Annotated in this window: 13 protein-coding genes and 1 tRNA gene; 12 read left to right on the top strand and 2 right to left on the bottom strand. The window is 72.0% G+C overall.

The annotated features are described in order from the left end of the window. Positions 1–163 precede the first annotated feature (163 nt). The 7 genes from nuoH to ACESL7_RS05680 are packed head-to-tail and all read left to right on the top strand — an operon-like array spanning position 164 to position 7240. On the top strand, positions 164–1120 hold the full coding sequence (gene nuoH / locus ACESL7_RS05710) for an NADH-quinone oxidoreductase subunit NuoH (RefSeq protein ID WP_372892326.1): 957 nt from the start codon (positions 164–166) through the stop codon (positions 1118–1120). Beyond that, positions 1117–1632, top strand: a complete 516-nt coding sequence (gene nuoI, locus ACESL7_RS05705) for an NADH-quinone oxidoreductase subunit NuoI (RefSeq protein WP_372892324.1) — start codon at positions 1117–1119, stop codon at positions 1630–1632. The genes nuoH and nuoI overlap by 4 nt, the downstream gene beginning before the upstream one ends. After that, positions 1629–2126, top strand: a complete 498-nt coding sequence (locus ACESL7_RS05700; protein WP_372892322.1) for an NADH-quinone oxidoreductase subunit J — start codon at positions 1629–1631, stop codon at positions 2124–2126. Before nuoI ends, ACESL7_RS05700 begins: the two co-directional genes overlap by 4 nt. Then, positions 2123–2425: an NADH-quinone oxidoreductase subunit NuoK gene (gene nuoK, locus ACESL7_RS05695; RefSeq protein ID WP_372892320.1), complete on the top strand. Its 303-nt coding sequence runs from the start codon at positions 2123–2125 to the stop codon at positions 2423–2425. The genes ACESL7_RS05700 and nuoK overlap by 4 nt, the downstream gene beginning before the upstream one ends. Before the next feature lie 2 nt (positions 2426–2427). Continuing rightward, positions 2428–4431, top strand: coding sequence for an NADH-quinone oxidoreductase subunit 5 family protein (locus ACESL7_RS05690; protein WP_372892318.1), 2004 nt, complete (start codon positions 2428–2430; stop codon positions 4429–4431). After that, on the top strand, positions 4422–5879 hold the full coding sequence (locus ACESL7_RS05685) for a complex I subunit 4 family protein (protein ID WP_372892317.1): 1458 nt from the start codon (positions 4422–4424) through the stop codon (positions 5877–5879). The genes ACESL7_RS05690 and ACESL7_RS05685 overlap by 10 nt, the downstream gene beginning before the upstream one ends. Then, entirely contained in the window at positions 5876–7240 is a 1365-nt protein-coding gene (locus ACESL7_RS05680; RefSeq protein ID WP_372892315.1) for an NADH-quinone oxidoreductase subunit N, read from the top strand. The genes ACESL7_RS05685 and ACESL7_RS05680 overlap by 4 nt, the downstream gene beginning before the upstream one ends. Before the next feature lie 324 nt (positions 7241–7564). Here the strand turns inward: ACESL7_RS05680 and ACESL7_RS05675 are convergent, their stop codons facing one another. Then, positions 7565–8830, bottom strand: a complete 1266-nt coding sequence (locus ACESL7_RS05675; RefSeq protein WP_372892313.1) for an MFS transporter — start codon at positions 8828–8830, stop codon at positions 7565–7567. 303 nt (positions 8831–9133) lie between these two features. Between ACESL7_RS05675 and ACESL7_RS05670 the strand changes: the two genes are divergently transcribed. Genes ACESL7_RS05670 through ACESL7_RS05650 form a run of 5 tightly spaced genes read left to right on the top strand, consistent with a single transcriptional unit; the run spans position 9134 to position 13715 of the window. Further along, entirely contained in the window at positions 9134–10204 is a 1071-nt protein-coding gene (locus ACESL7_RS05670; RefSeq protein ID WP_372892311.1) for an ABC transporter substrate-binding protein, read from the top strand. Between the two features lie 52 nt (positions 10205–10256). Beyond that, the gene (locus ACESL7_RS05665; RefSeq protein WP_372892309.1) at positions 10257–11291 is read left to right on the top strand and encodes an ABC transporter ATP-binding protein; all 1035 of its coding nucleotides are present in this window, start codon (positions 10257–10259) and stop codon (positions 11289–11291) included. Then, positions 11288–12142: an ABC transporter permease gene (locus ACESL7_RS05660; RefSeq protein WP_372892307.1), complete on the top strand. Its 855-nt coding sequence runs from the start codon at positions 11288–11290 to the stop codon at positions 12140–12142. The genes ACESL7_RS05665 and ACESL7_RS05660 overlap by 4 nt, the downstream gene beginning before the upstream one ends. After that, complete coding sequence (locus tag ACESL7_RS05655; RefSeq protein ID WP_372892305.1) at positions 12139–12939, top strand: ABC transporter permease; 801 nt, start codon at positions 12139–12141, stop codon at positions 12937–12939. The genes ACESL7_RS05660 and ACESL7_RS05655 overlap by 4 nt, the downstream gene beginning before the upstream one ends. Further along, on the top strand, positions 12936–13715 hold the full coding sequence (locus ACESL7_RS05650; RefSeq protein WP_372892303.1) for a carbon-nitrogen hydrolase family protein: 780 nt from the start codon (positions 12936–12938) through the stop codon (positions 13713–13715). The genes ACESL7_RS05655 and ACESL7_RS05650 overlap by 4 nt, the downstream gene beginning before the upstream one ends. A gap of 172 nt (positions 13716–13887) precedes the next feature. On the opposite strand, the gene ACESL7_RS05645 is transcribed toward ACESL7_RS05650, so the two are convergent. Beyond that, positions 13888–13971 (bottom strand) — tRNA-Leu (locus ACESL7_RS05645). Between the last annotated feature and the right edge of the window lie 113 nt (positions 13972–14084).

Below are 14084 nucleotides of genomic sequence, written 5' to 3'. Positions count from 1 at the left end.
CGGCCGCGCGCGGCCTTGCCGCGGGCACGCCGGTCGCGGTGGCGGGCGCCGCGCCGGTGGCGCTCACGCTCGACCGGGATGTCCCGCGCGGGCACGTCGCGGCCTCCGCTGGCCGCGTCCTGCCGCGCGGCGCGCGCTCGCCGGTGACGGTGGAGGCGCGGTCATGAGCGTTCTGGTCACCCTTTGGATCTCGCTCGCCATGATCATGGCGCTTCTCGTCGCGGCGGGCGTCTTCACCTGGGTCGAGCGGCGCGGCCTCGGCTTCTTCCAGGAGCGGCTCGGTCCCAACCGCGTCGGCCCCTTCGGTTTCTTCCAGTGGATCGCCGACACGGTGAAGCTGATGTTCAAGGCCGACGAGGTGCCGCCGGGCGGCGACCGGCTGACCTTCCGCCTCGCGCCCGCGCTGGCGGCGACGCCGGTGCTCGCGGGCTTCGCGGTGGTCGCCGTCGCGCCGGGCTGGACGCTGGCCGCGCTCGACGTGGGCGTGATCTTCATCCTCGCGATGCTGGCGCTCACCGTCTACGCGATGGTGCTCGGCGCCTGGGCCTCGCGCAACCGCTACGCCATGCTCGGCGGGCTCAGGGCGGCGGCGCAGATGCTGTCCTACGAGGCCTTCTTCGGGCTCTCGCTGATGGGCGTCGTGATGCTCGCCGGGACGCTCGAGCTCGGCGAGATCGTCGCGGCGCAGGAGGGGCTCTGGTTCGTGGCGCTCCAGCCGCTGGGCGCGGCGCTCTTCACGATCGCGGGGATCGCGGCGGCGCACCGGCTGCCCTTCGACCTGCAGGAGAGCGAGCAGGACCTCGTCGCGGGCTTCATGACGGAGTACTCGGGCATGAGCTTCGCGCTCTTCTTCCTCGGCGAATACCTCGCCGTGCTGCTGGTGGCGGCGCTGGCCACGACGCTCTTCTTCGGCGGCTGGCTCGGGCCGTGGCTGCCGGGGCCGGTGTGGTTCGGTCTCAAGACGGGCCTCATCGCGCTCGCCTTCATCTGGATCCGGGCGGTGCTGCCGCGGCCGCGCTACGACCAGCTCGTCGCTTTCGCCTGGAAGGCCGCGCTGCCGCTCGCGCTCGTCAACCTGCTGGCGACAGGCGCCGTCGTGGTCCTGAGGGGGGGCGCATGAAAGGTATCATCGAAAGCCTCGGGCGCATCGGCGCCAAGCTCGTCACGCGGAAATACACCGCCGGCTACCCGGAGGTGAAACCGGAGCTGCCGGCGCGCTACCGCGCGCGCATCGTGCTCACGCGCGACCCGGACGGGCAGGAGCGTTGCGTCGCCTGCAACCTCTGCGCGGCGTCCTGTCCGGTGGACTGCATCGACGTCGTCAAGGCCGAGACCGACGACGGGCGCTGGTATCCCGAGACCTTCCGCATCAACTTCGCCCGCTGCATCTTCTGCGGCTTCTGCGAGGAGGCCTGCCCGACCCAGGCGATCCAGCTCACGCCGGATTTCGAAACCGCCGACTACGCGCGCGAAAGCCTCGTCTACGACAAGGCCGACCTGCTGATCGCGGGGCAGGGCAAGCAGCAGGGCTACCGCTACTGGTCGGTCGCCGGCAAGGCGATCGGCGGCAAGGACAAGGGCGCGGCCGAGGACGAGGCGGCGCCCGTCGATCTGAAGGACCTGACGCCATGAGCTGGGCCATCGCGATCTGGGCGGGGGCGCTGGCCCTCGCCGCGGCGGCGCTCGCGGTCACGCGGGATTCGGTCGTGCACGCGCTTCTCCTGCTCCTCGGTGCGCTCGTCGCGCTGGCGGCGGCCTTCTTCGCGCTGGCCGCGCCCTTCGCGGGGGCGATCCAGCTCCTGATCTACGCGGGCGCGGTGGTGGCCGTCTTCGTCTTCGTCGTGATGACGGTGGAGGCGGGGACGGAGGCCCGCGCGCGGGAGCGGGTGCTCTTCGCCGGCGCGTGGCAGGTGCCCGCGGTGGTGGCGGTGCTCGCGCTGGCGCCGATGCTCCTGGGCCTCCGCGGCGCGGGCGAGGGCGCGCCGGCGGGGGCGGGCGCCGCGGCGCTCGGGCAGTTGATGTTCGGCGACTGGGCGGTGGTGACGGAGCTCGTCTCGCTGCTGCTGATCGCCGGGATGATCGGTGTGCGCGTGCTGCGCCGCCGTCAGAAAGGGGGCAGGCGATGACGGGGGTGAGTTTCCTGCTCGCGATCGCGGCGGGGCTTTTCGCGGCGGGGCTCTTCGGCGTGCTCGCGCGGCGCACGATCCTGATGCAGCTCATCTCGCTCGAGATCATGCTGGCGGGCCCGGCGCTCGCCTTCGTGGCCGCGGGCGCGCATCACGGCATGGTCGAGGGGACCGCGATGTTCCTGATCGTGCTCGCGCTCGCCGCCGCCGAGGTCGCGCTCGGGCTCGCGATCTACCTGCAGCTTCGACGCCACGCGGGCGACGGCGATGCCGATGCCGCGCGGCAGCTCAGGGGGTAGCGATGCTGGCCTATCTTCTCCTGCTCGTGCCGACCCCGCCGCTCGCCGGCTTCGTGCTGCTGGCGCTCGATCCCTACCGGCTCGACCGGCGGGCGGTGCGTGCGGCGGCGATCGTGGCGGGCTGCGCGCCGCTCGCGGTGATCGCGCCGATGGCGATCGCGCATCTCACCGGCCTCTGGGGCGACCAGATCGCGCCGATCTTCACGCTCTACGTCGGCAGCTACGAGGTCGCGCTGGCCGTCGGTCTCGACACGCTGAGCGCGGTGACGGCGCTGACCGTGGCCTTCGTCTCGGCCTGTGTGATGATCTACGCGCTCGACTACATGTCGGGCGCGCGCAACGCCGACCTGCGCCGGTTCTTCGCGCTGATGAACCTCTTTCAGGCGGGCATGCTCTCCATGGTGCTCGCGGCCGATTCGATCACCTTCTTCCTCGGCTGGGAGCTGATGGGGCTCTGCTCCTTCTTCCTGATCTCCTACAACATGACCTCGCCGCGCGCCTTCGCGGCCGGGCAGAAGGCCTTCGTCATCACGCGCATCGCCGACGCGGCTCTGCTCGCGGGGCTCCTGCTCCTGTTCCTCGAGGCCGGCTCGGTGCGGCTCTCCGAGCTGATCCCGGCGGGTGCGGCGATCGACACCGCGCGCGGGCCGCTGATCGCGGCGCTGCTGCTCATCGGTGCGATGGGCAAGTCGGCGCAGTTCCCCTTCCACACCTGGCTGCCCACGGCGATGGCCGGGCCCACGCCCGTCTCGGCGCTCCTGCACTCGGCGACGATGGTGGCCGCCGGCGCGGTGCTGCTGGCGCGCTTCGCGCCGGTGATGGCGGCCAACGACGGCGTCGCCGCGGCGACGGCGATCGCGGGCGTGGTCACGGCGCTCTTCGGGGCGGCCTCGGCGGTGGCGCAGACCGACGTCAAGCGCCTGCTCGCCTATTCCTCGATCAGCCAGATCGGCTACATGCTGATCGCCGTGGGCGTCGGCGCGCCCGCGGTGGCGATGGCGCATTTCGTGGTGCATGCGCTCTTCAAGTCGCTCCTTTTCATGGCGTCGGGCGTGCTGTCGCATGCGGGCGCCGGCGGCACCTCGATCGCGGCGCTGCGCGGCACCGCGCGGCGCGCGCCGATCGCCTTCGCCAGTTTCGCCGCCGGCGCGGCGTCCCTCGCCGGCCTGCCGCTCGTCACCGCGGGATGGTGGTCGAAGGAGGCGATCCTCGCCTCGGCCTTCGAGGCAAGCTGGCTCGGCCTCGCCGTCTGGGCCGTGGGGCTGACCGCGGCGGCGCTGACGGCGGTCTATGCCTTCCGCCCGGTCTTCACCGCGCTGCGCGCGCCGGAGACGGAGACGCCGCGGGGCCGCGAGAGCTGGCTCGCCGTCGGTCCGCTCGTGGTGCTCGCGGTCCTCGCGCTCGCCGGGGGGCTCGGCGTGAAGCCTCTGACGGAGCTTCTGGGCGGGCACCCGCCGCATCCCGCGCTCTGGGTCGAGCTCGCCGGCGCGAGCGCGGCGCTCCTCGGGATCGCGGGATCGGCCGCGCTGACCTTCGTGCCGGCGCTGGCCGACCGGGTGGCGCGCGCGCGGCGCCTGCGCGCGGGGCTGCAGATGGACGCGCGTTATTACGCGTTGCTCGTGCGGCCCTACCGGAGGCTCGTGCGCCGGCTCTCCGGCGGGCGCGGCGAATGGGTCGAGCGCGTGGTCGGGCGGGGGCGCGGGGCGCAGGGTCTCGAGCGCGAGCTCGAGGGCGCGGTGCGCCACGCCCGCCAGCCGGAAGGCGCGAGTTCCGACCCGGTTGGACAGGCCACCGTCGTGCTCGGGCTCTGGATCTGGCGCGCGCTCCTGCTGCCCTTCTCGCCCGACCGGATGGACATGGCCTGGATGTGGGGGGCGCGCGGCATCGGGCGGGCCGCCGAGCGCGCGCGGCGTCTGCAGACGGGCCGGGTGCGCGACTACGCGCTGGCGCTGGCCTTCGGGCTTGCCGCGCTTCTCTTGATCGGATGGGGGATGACATGGCGCTGATCGCGCAGCTACTGCTTCCGTTCTTCGGCGGCTTCGCCGCGCTTCTTGCGGCGAGAACGGGCCGCGACCGCGAGCGCTGGGTCGCGATCGCGGCAATGGGGGCCACGCTGGTGGCGCTCCTGGCCGGGGTCGTCTTCGGCGACGACGGGCGCTGGCTCGCCTTCTACCGGGCCGACTGGGCGCCCTCCTTCGGCATCCAGGTGCTTCTGGCGATGGACGGGCTGACGGCGGCGATGCTGGCGATCTCCTCGGGGCTGGGCATCATCTCGGTCTTCATATCCTGGCATGTCACGCATCGCTCTGCGCTCTTCCACGCGGCGATCTGCTGGACGGTGGCGGCGGCCAACGGGGTGTTCCTGTCGTTCGACCTGCTGATCTTCGCCTTCTTCTGGGAGCTGATGATCGTGCCGGCCTTCCTGCTGATCGCGCTCTGGGGCCACGGCGACCGGGAGGCGGCGGCGATCAAGTTCCTCGTCTTCAACGCGGTGGCGGGGCTCGGCCTGCTGGCGGCGGTGTTCTGGATGGGCGCCACCTCGGACCCGGTGACCTTCGACGCCTTCGTGCTGGCCGAGAGCGACTATTCGAAGACCGCGCAGATCCTGCTTCTGCTGGGCTTCGCGCTCGCCTTCATGGTGAAGCTGCCGGTGCCGCCCTTCCATGCCTGGCTGCCCGACGCGCACACCCAGGCGCCGACGGCGGGCTCGATCCTGCTCGCCGGGCTGCTGCTCAAGACGGGCGCCTACGGGCTGTTCCGCTTCCCGCCGATGCTCTTTCCCGAGGGGCTCACGGCGCTCGCCGGCTGGGGCATGGCGCTCGGCGCCTTCGGCGTGGTCTACGGCGGCATCCTCGCCTGCGGACAGACGGACGCGAAGCGGCTGGTGGCCTACACCTCGGTCGCGCACATGAGCATCGTGCTGATGGGGGTCTGCGGCGGCGTGCACTTCGCGCTTGTCGGCGCGGGCGTCGAGATGATCGCGCACGCCTTCTCCTCCTCGGCGCTCTTCCTGCTGATCGGGGCGCTGCAGCACCGCACCGGCACCCGCGACCTGCGCGAGCTGGGCGGCCTGCAGAAGACGGCGCCGGCCTTCGCCACCTCCTTCGCGCTCTTCTTCGCCGCGGCGCTCGCCATGCCGGGGACGGCGAACTTCCTCGGCGAGGCGCTGGTCATCACCGGCATGTTCCAGGTCAACTGGATCTTCGCGGCGATCGCGCTCGTCTCGCTGGTCGTCTCGGTCGTCTATGCGACGCGGCTGATCGGCGGCATCGCCTTCGGCGCGCCGAAGCCGGCCGTGCAGAACGTGCCCGACCTCCATCGCTACGAGCTCTGGCCGATCGCGATCCTCGGGCTCTGCGCGCTGGTCTTCGGGCTCTTTCCGCAACTTCTGATCGGCTGGCTCTGGACGGCGGTCGAGGCCGCGCTCGAGCCCCTGATCGTCGTGCAGCCATGACGGGCACGGCGTTCCTTTCGCTCGCGCCTCTGGCGCTCACGGGGCTCGCGGGGATCGTCGGCATGGCGATGGCGCCGGTGGCCTCCCTGCGCGCGATCCGGGGCACGACGGCGGCGCTTATGATCCTGGCGCTCGCCGTGGTCGCGCTGCGGGCGGGGGCCGTGCCCGCGCCGGCCTACGCGATCCTCGCCGATGACGCGCTGGCGCGGCTCGGTGCGGGGCTTGCGCTGCTCGCGGGGCTCGGCATCCTCGCCTTCGTCCGGGACGAGGACGGCGCGCGCGAGGGTCCGGCGCTGGTGGCGATCGCGGCCGCGGGGGGCGTGGCGCTGGCCGGGGCGACCAACGGCGCGGTGCTGATCCTCGGGCTCGAGATCACGACGCTCGCCATGGTCGCGCTCGCGCTGCTGCCGCGCAGCGCACCGGCGGCGGAGGCGGGCTACAAGCTCTTCCTGATGGGCGGCGTCAGCGCCGCGACGCTCCTGCTCGGCGCGGCCTTCGCCTTCGCGGGCACGGGTTCGCTCGCGCTCGCCGACTGGGGCGGCAGCAGCGGCCTCGCCGCGGTGGGCGGGGCGCTCCTTCTGGCGGGGCTCGCCTTCAAGTTCTCGCTCGCCCCCTTCCACATGTGGGTGCCGGACCTCTTCTCGGGCGCGCCGGCCTCGGCGGCGGCGCTGGCCGGCGCGCTCTCGAAGGTGGCCACCGGCGTCGCGCTGCTGCGCCTCGCCGAGGTCGCGCCGGGCGGCGCGGTCTGGACGCTCGGCCTCGGCGTGACGGGCGCGGCGGCGGCGCTCCTCGGCAACATCGTGGCGCTCCGGCAGGAGAGCCTCGCGCGGATGCTGGGCTATTCGACGATCGCGCATTCGGGCTACCTCGCCATGATCCTCGCCGCGGGCGGGCCGCTCGCGGGAGAGGCGCTGCTGGTCTACCTCGCGGCCTATGCGCCGGCGGTGGTCGCCGCGCTCTGCGTGGCCTCTGCCCTCGGCGGCGTCTCGCGCAGCGAGCTCAGGGGCCTCGTCCGGCGCCATCCGCTCGCGGGCTTCGCGCTGGGTCTCGCCCTGCTGTCGATGGTCGGGCTGCCGCCCACGGTGGGTTTCCTCGGCAAGGTCTATCTCTTTTCGGCGCTCGCCGCGGCGGAGGCCTGGGCGCTGCTCGCCGCGGCGGCGGTCGGCGCGGCGGTGGCCTTCTACTATTACCTCCGCTTCGGCATCGCGGCGCTCGCTGCGCCGGACGGCGAGGAGACCGTCGCCGCACCCGTCCTGTCGGGCGGCGCGACGGTCATGCTCGCCGGCGCGCTCGCGCTGATCGTCCTGCCGGGGCTCTACCCTGAGCCGCTCCTTGCGCTGGCGGCAGCGGCAGCGCCGTGAGACACCTCGGCCCCTAGGCGGTGCGAGGGACGCCCCCCCCCCGCGTGCGCAGCAAGTTCTGGCGCGGGTGGACCGACCGGCGTGAGCGGCCCCGATGGCCCGAGCGGCATCACGGACCCCGTGTCACTGCGATCAGGGCGCGGTTCGGGAGGGGCCTCCCGTCGAGAGTGCCGGTCGCGCCGTGCCGCGATCTCGCCCGGCAGGCAGGGGCGCGTCCCGCGACGGTGCGCGGTCGTCCCGCGATAGCGGCGGGCCATCGCCCCGGCCGATGGTGCAGCGCGGCGCGCCCCTCGGCGCGAGGTGTGCGCCGGTCGCTTGCCGCGTTCAGCCGTCCCGATCCGGCGCGTCCTCGGTCTCGCCCTGCTCGGCGGACCAGACGCCCGCCGCCTCGACCGCGACGGGCGATGCGCTCGGCAGCACGCTGAGGTAGCTTTCGGTGTCCTCCACGGATCCGGCCTCGCGTTGCGTCATGCGGTAGAGCGCGTAGAGCGCGATGAGCCCGAAGGTCGCCCCCAGCACCAGCCAGAACGCGAAGGGCCCGGTCGTCTGCATCGCCCAGCCTGCCACCAGCGGCCCCGTGATCGCACCGAGCCCGAAGGTGAACACGAGCCCGCCCGAGGCCGCCGGCATGTCCTCGACCGACAGAAAATCGTTGGTGTAGGCCAGCAGCAGCGCATAAAGCGGCGTCGTCACCCCGCCTGCCAGAAATGCCGCCGCGATCAGCAGCCACAGGTTGTCTCCGATCGCCCATCCCGCCGCACAGGCGGCGGCGCCCAGCGCCGCGGACGCGAAGATCAGTCTGCGCCGGTCCATCCGGTCCGAGAGCCAGCCGATCGGCACCTGCAGCAGCAGCGCCCCCGCGAAGAGCATCGCCACGAAGAGCGCGATCTGCGTCGCAGAAAGCCCGATCTGCGTGCCGAAGACCGCCCCCATGCCGGATTGCGTGGCGTAGACGCTGCCCAGCAGGAATATGCCCACCGTGCCGAGCGGAGATCCCGTGAACAGCGCGCGCAACGGCATGGGGCGCGTCACCTCGGCCGCCGGGACGGGACTGGCGGAAAGAAGGATCGGCGCGAAGGAGATCGAGACGAGGATCGAGGCGCCGATGAACAGGACCGAGGTGCCCGCGTCGCCCAGCGTCAGCAGCCCCTGCGCGCCGATGATGCCCAGCGTCTGCGCGATCATGTAGGCCGAAAGCACCGTGCCGCGTGTCTCGTTGCTCGAAGCGTCGTTCAGCCAGCTTTCGGCGACGACGTAGATGCCCGACATGCAGAAGCCGATGAGCAGGCGCATGAGGGTCCATGCCCAGGGTTCCGTGAGCAGCGGAAAGGCGATCAGCCCGGCGGACATGAAGCTGCCGAGCGCCGCGAAGACGCGCACGTGCCCGACACGCCGGATCAGGACCGGCGTGTACCGGGCGCCCGACAGGAAGCCCATGAAGTAGCCCGAGGTGACGACCGCCAGCTCCGAGGCCGAGAACCCCTCGATCCCGCCGCGCAGGCCGATCAGGGTGAAATGCATGCCATTGCCCAGCATGATCAGAACGATGCCGAGCAGAAGCGCCCAGACCCCGAGCAGCGTCTTAACCATGATGAAAGCCTTCGCGCCGCCGGACCCCAGTGCGCCCGGACTGTCTCAGGATGCTTGTTCCCGCGCCGTCGCTGCAGCGCCGCATCGGCATCCGTTCGCGACAGAAGCTGGCCGACACCCGCGGCGGGTGCCCGTGGCGACGGGCGCCGGGGCTGCCCCGCCCGCCGCGCGACGGGCGCCCTGCCTGCGCGATCGGCGGGCAGAAACCGGGCGCCGTTCGCCCCTGACGGCCGCTCCGACTTGCGTGCGGCGCGCGCTCGGGCCATGCCTGTGCGCGACCGACAGTCCAAAGGGAGACGGATCATGATCACCAGACGCAGGCTTCTCGCCTCGACGGGCGCCGCCGCGCTCGGCACGCTCGCCGCGCCCGCGGTGTTGCGCGCACAGTCCGCGCCGCTCAAGATCGGCACCTACGGCGGCTATTTCGAGGAGAGCTTCCGCGAGCACATCTACCCCGACTTCACCGCCGCCACCGGCCTCGAGGTCGACTCGATCCCCGAGCCCACGGGCGAGGCGTGGCTGGTGCAGCTTCAGCAGGCCGCGCGTGCCGGCGAGGCGCCGGCCGACGTATCGATGATGGCGCAGGTGCCGCGCATCCGGGGCGAGCGTGCGGGCCTCTGGGCCGAGCTCGACCGGGACGCGATGGACAACCTCGGCAACCTGCCGGAGCATTTCGTCTATTCCTACGAGGACGGGCGCACCTACGGCACCGGCGCGGTGAGCTGGTTCATCACGCTCGTGAGCAACACCGACGTCTACTCCGAGGCGCCCGAAAGCTGGGCCGAGCTCTGGGATCCGGCGAACGAGAACCGGCTGGGGCTGCTCGCGCTCGCCTCCAACTCCTTCCTGCTGGAAATCACGGCGACCGTGCACTTCGGCGGCAAGGAGATCCTCGCCACCGAGGAGGGCATCCTCGAGGTCATGGAAAAGCTCGCCGAGGTGAAGCCGAACGTCCAGCTCTGGTACCGCGACGAGGGCCAGTTCCAGCAGGCGCTGGAGACCGGCGAGATCCCGATGGGGCAGTACTACCATGACGTGACCGGCCTTGCCGCGGCGGACGGAAAGCCCGTGCGCTCGACCTTCCCGCAGGAGGGCGCGGTGCTCGACTCGGGAAGCTGGGTCGTCTCGCGCGCCTCGGAGATGATCGAGCCCGCGCAGGTCTTCATCGACTACATGGCGCAGCCGGAGGTGCAGGCCAAGCTCGCCCGTTTCGTGGGCACCGCGCCGACGGTCCCGCGCGAGCTGACGGATCTGACCGACGAGGAGTTCGCGGCCGTCGCCTCGGAGATCGAGCCGATCCTGCCGCAGTACGACCTCTACATCGACCGCGGCGACTGGGTGAATCAGAAATGGACCGAAATCGTCACCGGCTGAACCGGGGACACTGCGCCGGCCCTTCGGGGCCGGCGCGCGACAGGGCACCTGCATGACCGATCTTTCACTTCAGGGGCTGAGCAAGCGCTTCGGCGCCTTCACGGCCGTCGACGACATCTCGCTCGACATCCCCGACGGCAGCTTCGTCTGCCTGCTCGGCCCCTCGGGCTGCGGCAAGACCACGCTGCTTCGCCTGCTCGCGGGGCTGGAGACGCCGAGCGCCGGGCGGCTGCTCGTGGCGGGCGAGGACGTGACCGACACGCCGGCGCATGCGCGCGGCTTCGGCATGGTCTTTCAGTCGCTCGCGCTTTTCCCGCATCTGACGGTGGGCGAGAACGTGGCCTATCCGCTCTCGATCCGGGGCCGGCCGAAGGCCGAGTGCCGTGCGCGGGCCGAGGAGCTTCTCGCGCTCGTGCAGCTCGACGGCATGGGCGGGCGGCGCATCCATCAGCTTTCCGGCGGGCAGCGCCAGCGCGTGGCGATCGCGCGCGGGCTCGCCATCGAACCGCGGCTCTTCCTGCTCGACGAGCCGCTCTCGGCGCTCGACGCGAACCTGCGCGAACACATGCAGGTCGAGCTCCGCCAGCTTCAGCAGCGCCTCGGCGTGACGACGGTCGTCGTCACCCACGACCAGAAGGAGGCGCTGACCATGGCCGATATCGTGATCGTCATGGATCAGGGCCGCGTGCAGCAGGTGGGCCCGCCGATGGAGGTCTACCGCGACCCGGCGAATGCCTTCGTCGCGGGCTTCATCGGCACGTCGAACCTGCTGCCCTGCGACCTCCGCGAGGGCGAGATCGCCGTCTCGGGCCACCGCATCGCGCTCGATCCCGCCGACCGGGTGAAGGCCGCCCCGGGGGCGGCCATGCTCTCGGTCCGGCCCGAGGACGTGCGCATCGCCGAGGACGGGCTGCCCGGCACGGTGAGCTTCATCCGCGACCTGGGCGAAAGCGTTCAGGTCCTGATCGACCATGGCGACCGCGAGATCACGGCGCTCTACGCGCCGGGCGCGCGGCCGGAGGTGGCCGTGGGGCAGAAGGTGGGCTTCGGCTTCGCGCCGGGTGGCCGCGTGGTGCTGCCGGCATGAGCGGGCCGACCGGAAAACCGACGCCCGGCTGGCTCGCCGCGCTGCCGGCGGGCTGGCTCGTCGTCTTCTTCCTCGTGCCCTTCGCGATCATGCTGGGCGTGAGCGTCGCGCATCGCGTGCCCGGCGGCTTCTACGAGCCGGGCTTCGAACTGGCGAGCTACGCGCGCTTTCTCACGCCCTTCTTCGGCAAGATCCTCCTGACCTCCGTCGCGCTCTCGGCGGGCGCGGCGGCGATCTGCGTGGCGCTCGCCTTTCCCTTCACGGTGATCCTCGCGCGGATGGGGCGGCGGGCGCAGACGCTGGTGCTGGTGGCGCTGCTGGCGGTGCTGTCGCTCTCGGAGGTGATCATCGGCTTCTCGCTCTCGACGCTGCTGTCGAAGACCGCCGGGATCGGAAATTTCTTCGCCTGGCTCGGACTGATCGAGGAATCGCGCGCCTACGCGCCCAGCTTCTTCGCGCTGATGACGGGGCTCTGCTACCTCGCGCTGCCCTACGCGGTGCTCGTGCTCTATCCGCCGGTCTCGCGCCTCGATCCCGAACTCGGCGAGGCGGCGCGGATCATGGGGGCGACGCCCCTGCGCGCCTTCTGGACCGTCACGGTGCCGATGCTGCGCGCGCCGCTGATGGGGGCGGGGATCCTCGTCTTCGTCTTCACCCTCGGCGTCTATCTCCTGCCGCAGGTGCTGGGCCAGCCGGCGCACTGGACGCTCTCGGTGCACATCACGGATCAGGCGATCTTCCAGTCGAACCTGCCCTTCGCGGCGGCGATGGCGGTGCTGCTTCTGCTCGTGTCGCTGGCGCTCGTCGGGCTCACGCTGCTGCTCGGGCGCGACCGGGAGCGTGCGGCATGAGCGGGGCGGTGCGCACGGGCTACATCCTCGTGATCCTCGCGCTGCTCGCGGCGCCGATCGTGGTGGTCGCCGGCGTCTCGCTCAACGCCGAGCAGGCGCTTCTCTTCCCGCCGCCCGAGACCTCGCTGCGCTGGTACGGGGCGCTCTTCACCACCTCCGACTGGCTGGTGCCGCTCCGGAACTCGCTGGTGATCGCCGCGGCCTCGGCGGCGCTCGCGGTGATCGTGGCGCTGCCGCTCGCGCTCCATGTCTGGTCGCGGTCCGGGTGGCTGGCGCGGGCGCTCCACACGCTGGGGGTCGCGCCCTTCATGCTGCCGCCGGTGATCTCCGCGCTCGGCTTCCTCGTCTTCTGGGTCACCATCGGCATGTACGGGCAGATGACGGCGACCATCGTCTCGCACGGGGTCTTTCTGGTGACGCTGCCGGTGGTGACGCTGTCGCTCGGGCTCGGCGCGATGGACCCCTCGGTCGTGGAGGCGGCACGGACCATGGGCGCCACGCGGGGGCAGGTGCTGCGCACGGTGATCCTGCCGCTGCTCCTTCCCTACATCGTCTCGGGCTACGCCTTCGCCTTCGTGCTCTCGCTCAACGAGTACATCATCGCCTACATGGTCGCGGGCTTCACGGTGGAGACGCTGCCGATCAAGATCTTCAACAGCCTGCGCTACGGCTACACGCCGATCATGGCCGTGGTCGCGGTGCTCTTCGTGGCGCTCGCGGTCGTCGTCTTCGGGGCGATCGGGCGGTTCGGAAACCTGCCGAGGCTGCTCGGCGCGGACCGGGTGGAGGAGCGATGAAACTGGCACTCTGGCAGGGCGCGGGTGTGCCCGGTGACCTCGCCGCGACGGTCGCGGCGGCCGCGCGTACCGCGGAAGACGCCGCCGGGGCCGGCGCGGACCTTCTCGTCTTTCCGGAAGGCTTCCTGACCGGCTACCATATCCCGGACCTCGCGGTGGGCGATCTTTCGGGCGTCGAAGACGCACTCGCCGAGGTGGGGCAGGCCGCGCGGGCCGCGGGCGTCGCTCTCGTCATGGGAACGCATCTCGACCGGCCCGAGGGGCTCCGCAATGCCGCCGTCGCCTTCGGCCCCGACGGTTCGGAGCTCGGGCGGTATCACAAGCGCGCGCTCTTCGGCGGCTGGGAAAAGGCGACCTTCCGCGCCGGCGCGGCGCCCTGCCGGTTCGAGGTGAACGGGACGCGGGTGGGCGTGCTCATCTGCTACGACGTGGAGTTCCCCGAGCTCGTCCGCGCCGAGGCGCAGGCCGGCGTCGACGTCCTCGTCGTGCCGACCGCGCTCATGGCGCCGCACGCGCGCGTCGCGCGCCAGGTCGTGCCGGTGCGCGCGCTCGAGAACCAGATCTTCGTCGGGTACTGCAATCGCGCCGGGACCGAACCCGGGCTGACCTTCGTGGGGCTCTCGACCATCGCCGGCCCGCGCGGCGAGACGCTCGCGCAGGCGGGGCCGGGCGAGGAGACCGACATGATTCTCGCGGAACTCGACCTCGCGCAGATCGCGCGCGAACGGGCCGAGGCGAGCTACCTCGCCGATCTGGCGGCCTTGCGGGCCCCCTGATCTGCCGCCCCATCTTCGGATGAGGGATCGGGCCGCGCGGAAAACCGGACCCGCGATCGCCGCGCCCGCCGGGCGCGGGCCGGTCGTCCCTCACCCGCTCCGGCCCGGCGTTCCGGGCGCCCGCGGCCCGCGACGCGGAAGGTCTGCCGGGTCTTCGCCGGTCGGCGGGGACTGGTAGGGCCGGAGGGAGTCGAACCCTCACGCCTTGCGGCTCCGCATTTTGAGTGCGGTGCGTCTACCGTTCCGCCACGGCCCCGTTGGTCTGCCCCGTGTCTACCTCGGAGGCGGGGCGGTGTCACCCGGTTCCCTGCACCGGCTCGCGCGCGCGATCGACAGCAGCACGCGCAGGCGCTGCGGTCAGTGCGCCTG

The sequence above is a fragment of the Rhodosalinus sp. genome (assembly GCF_041685465.1).
Classification (GTDB): domain Bacteria; phylum Pseudomonadota; class Alphaproteobacteria; order Rhodobacterales; family Rhodobacteraceae; genus Rhodosalinus.
This window is presented reverse-complemented; position numbering and strand designations above follow the sequence as displayed.

Coding starts and splice junctions, on each gene's coding strand:
- ACESL7_RS05665 (WP_372892309.1), top strand. CDS start 10,257: ATGACCGATCTTTCACTTCAGGGGCTGAGCAAGCGCTTCGGCGCCTTC.
- ACESL7_RS05685 (WP_372892317.1), top strand. CDS start 4,422: ATGGCGCTGATCGCGCAGCTACTGCTTCCGTTCTTCGGCGGCTTCGCC.
- ACESL7_RS05680 (WP_372892315.1), top strand. CDS start 5,876: ATGACGGGCACGGCGTTCCTTTCGCTCGCGCCTCTGGCGCTCACGGGG.
- nuoH (WP_372892326.1), top strand. CDS start 164: ATGAGCGTTCTGGTCACCCTTTGGATCTCGCTCGCCATGATCATGGCG.
- ACESL7_RS05700 (WP_372892322.1), top strand. CDS start 1,629: ATGAGCTGGGCCATCGCGATCTGGGCGGGGGCGCTGGCCCTCGCCGCG.
- nuoK (WP_372892320.1), top strand. CDS start 2,123: ATGACGGGGGTGAGTTTCCTGCTCGCGATCGCGGCGGGGCTTTTCGCG.
- ACESL7_RS05675 (WP_372892313.1), bottom strand. CDS start 8,830: ATGGTTAAGACGCTGCTCGGGGTCTGGGCGCTTCTGCTCGGCATCGTT.
- nuoI (WP_372892324.1), top strand. CDS start 1,117: ATGAAAGGTATCATCGAAAGCCTCGGGCGCATCGGCGCCAAGCTCGTC.
- ACESL7_RS05655 (WP_372892305.1), top strand. CDS start 12,139: ATGAGCGGGGCGGTGCGCACGGGCTACATCCTCGTGATCCTCGCGCTG.
- ACESL7_RS05690 (WP_372892318.1), top strand. CDS start 2,428: ATGCTGGCCTATCTTCTCCTGCTCGTGCCGACCCCGCCGCTCGCCGGC.
- ACESL7_RS05650 (WP_372892303.1), top strand. CDS start 12,936: ATGAAACTGGCACTCTGGCAGGGCGCGGGTGTGCCCGGTGACCTCGCC.
- ACESL7_RS05670 (WP_372892311.1), top strand. CDS start 9,134: ATGATCACCAGACGCAGGCTTCTCGCCTCGACGGGCGCCGCCGCGCTC.
- ACESL7_RS05660 (WP_372892307.1), top strand. CDS start 11,288: ATGAGCGGGCCGACCGGAAAACCGACGCCCGGCTGGCTCGCCGCGCTG.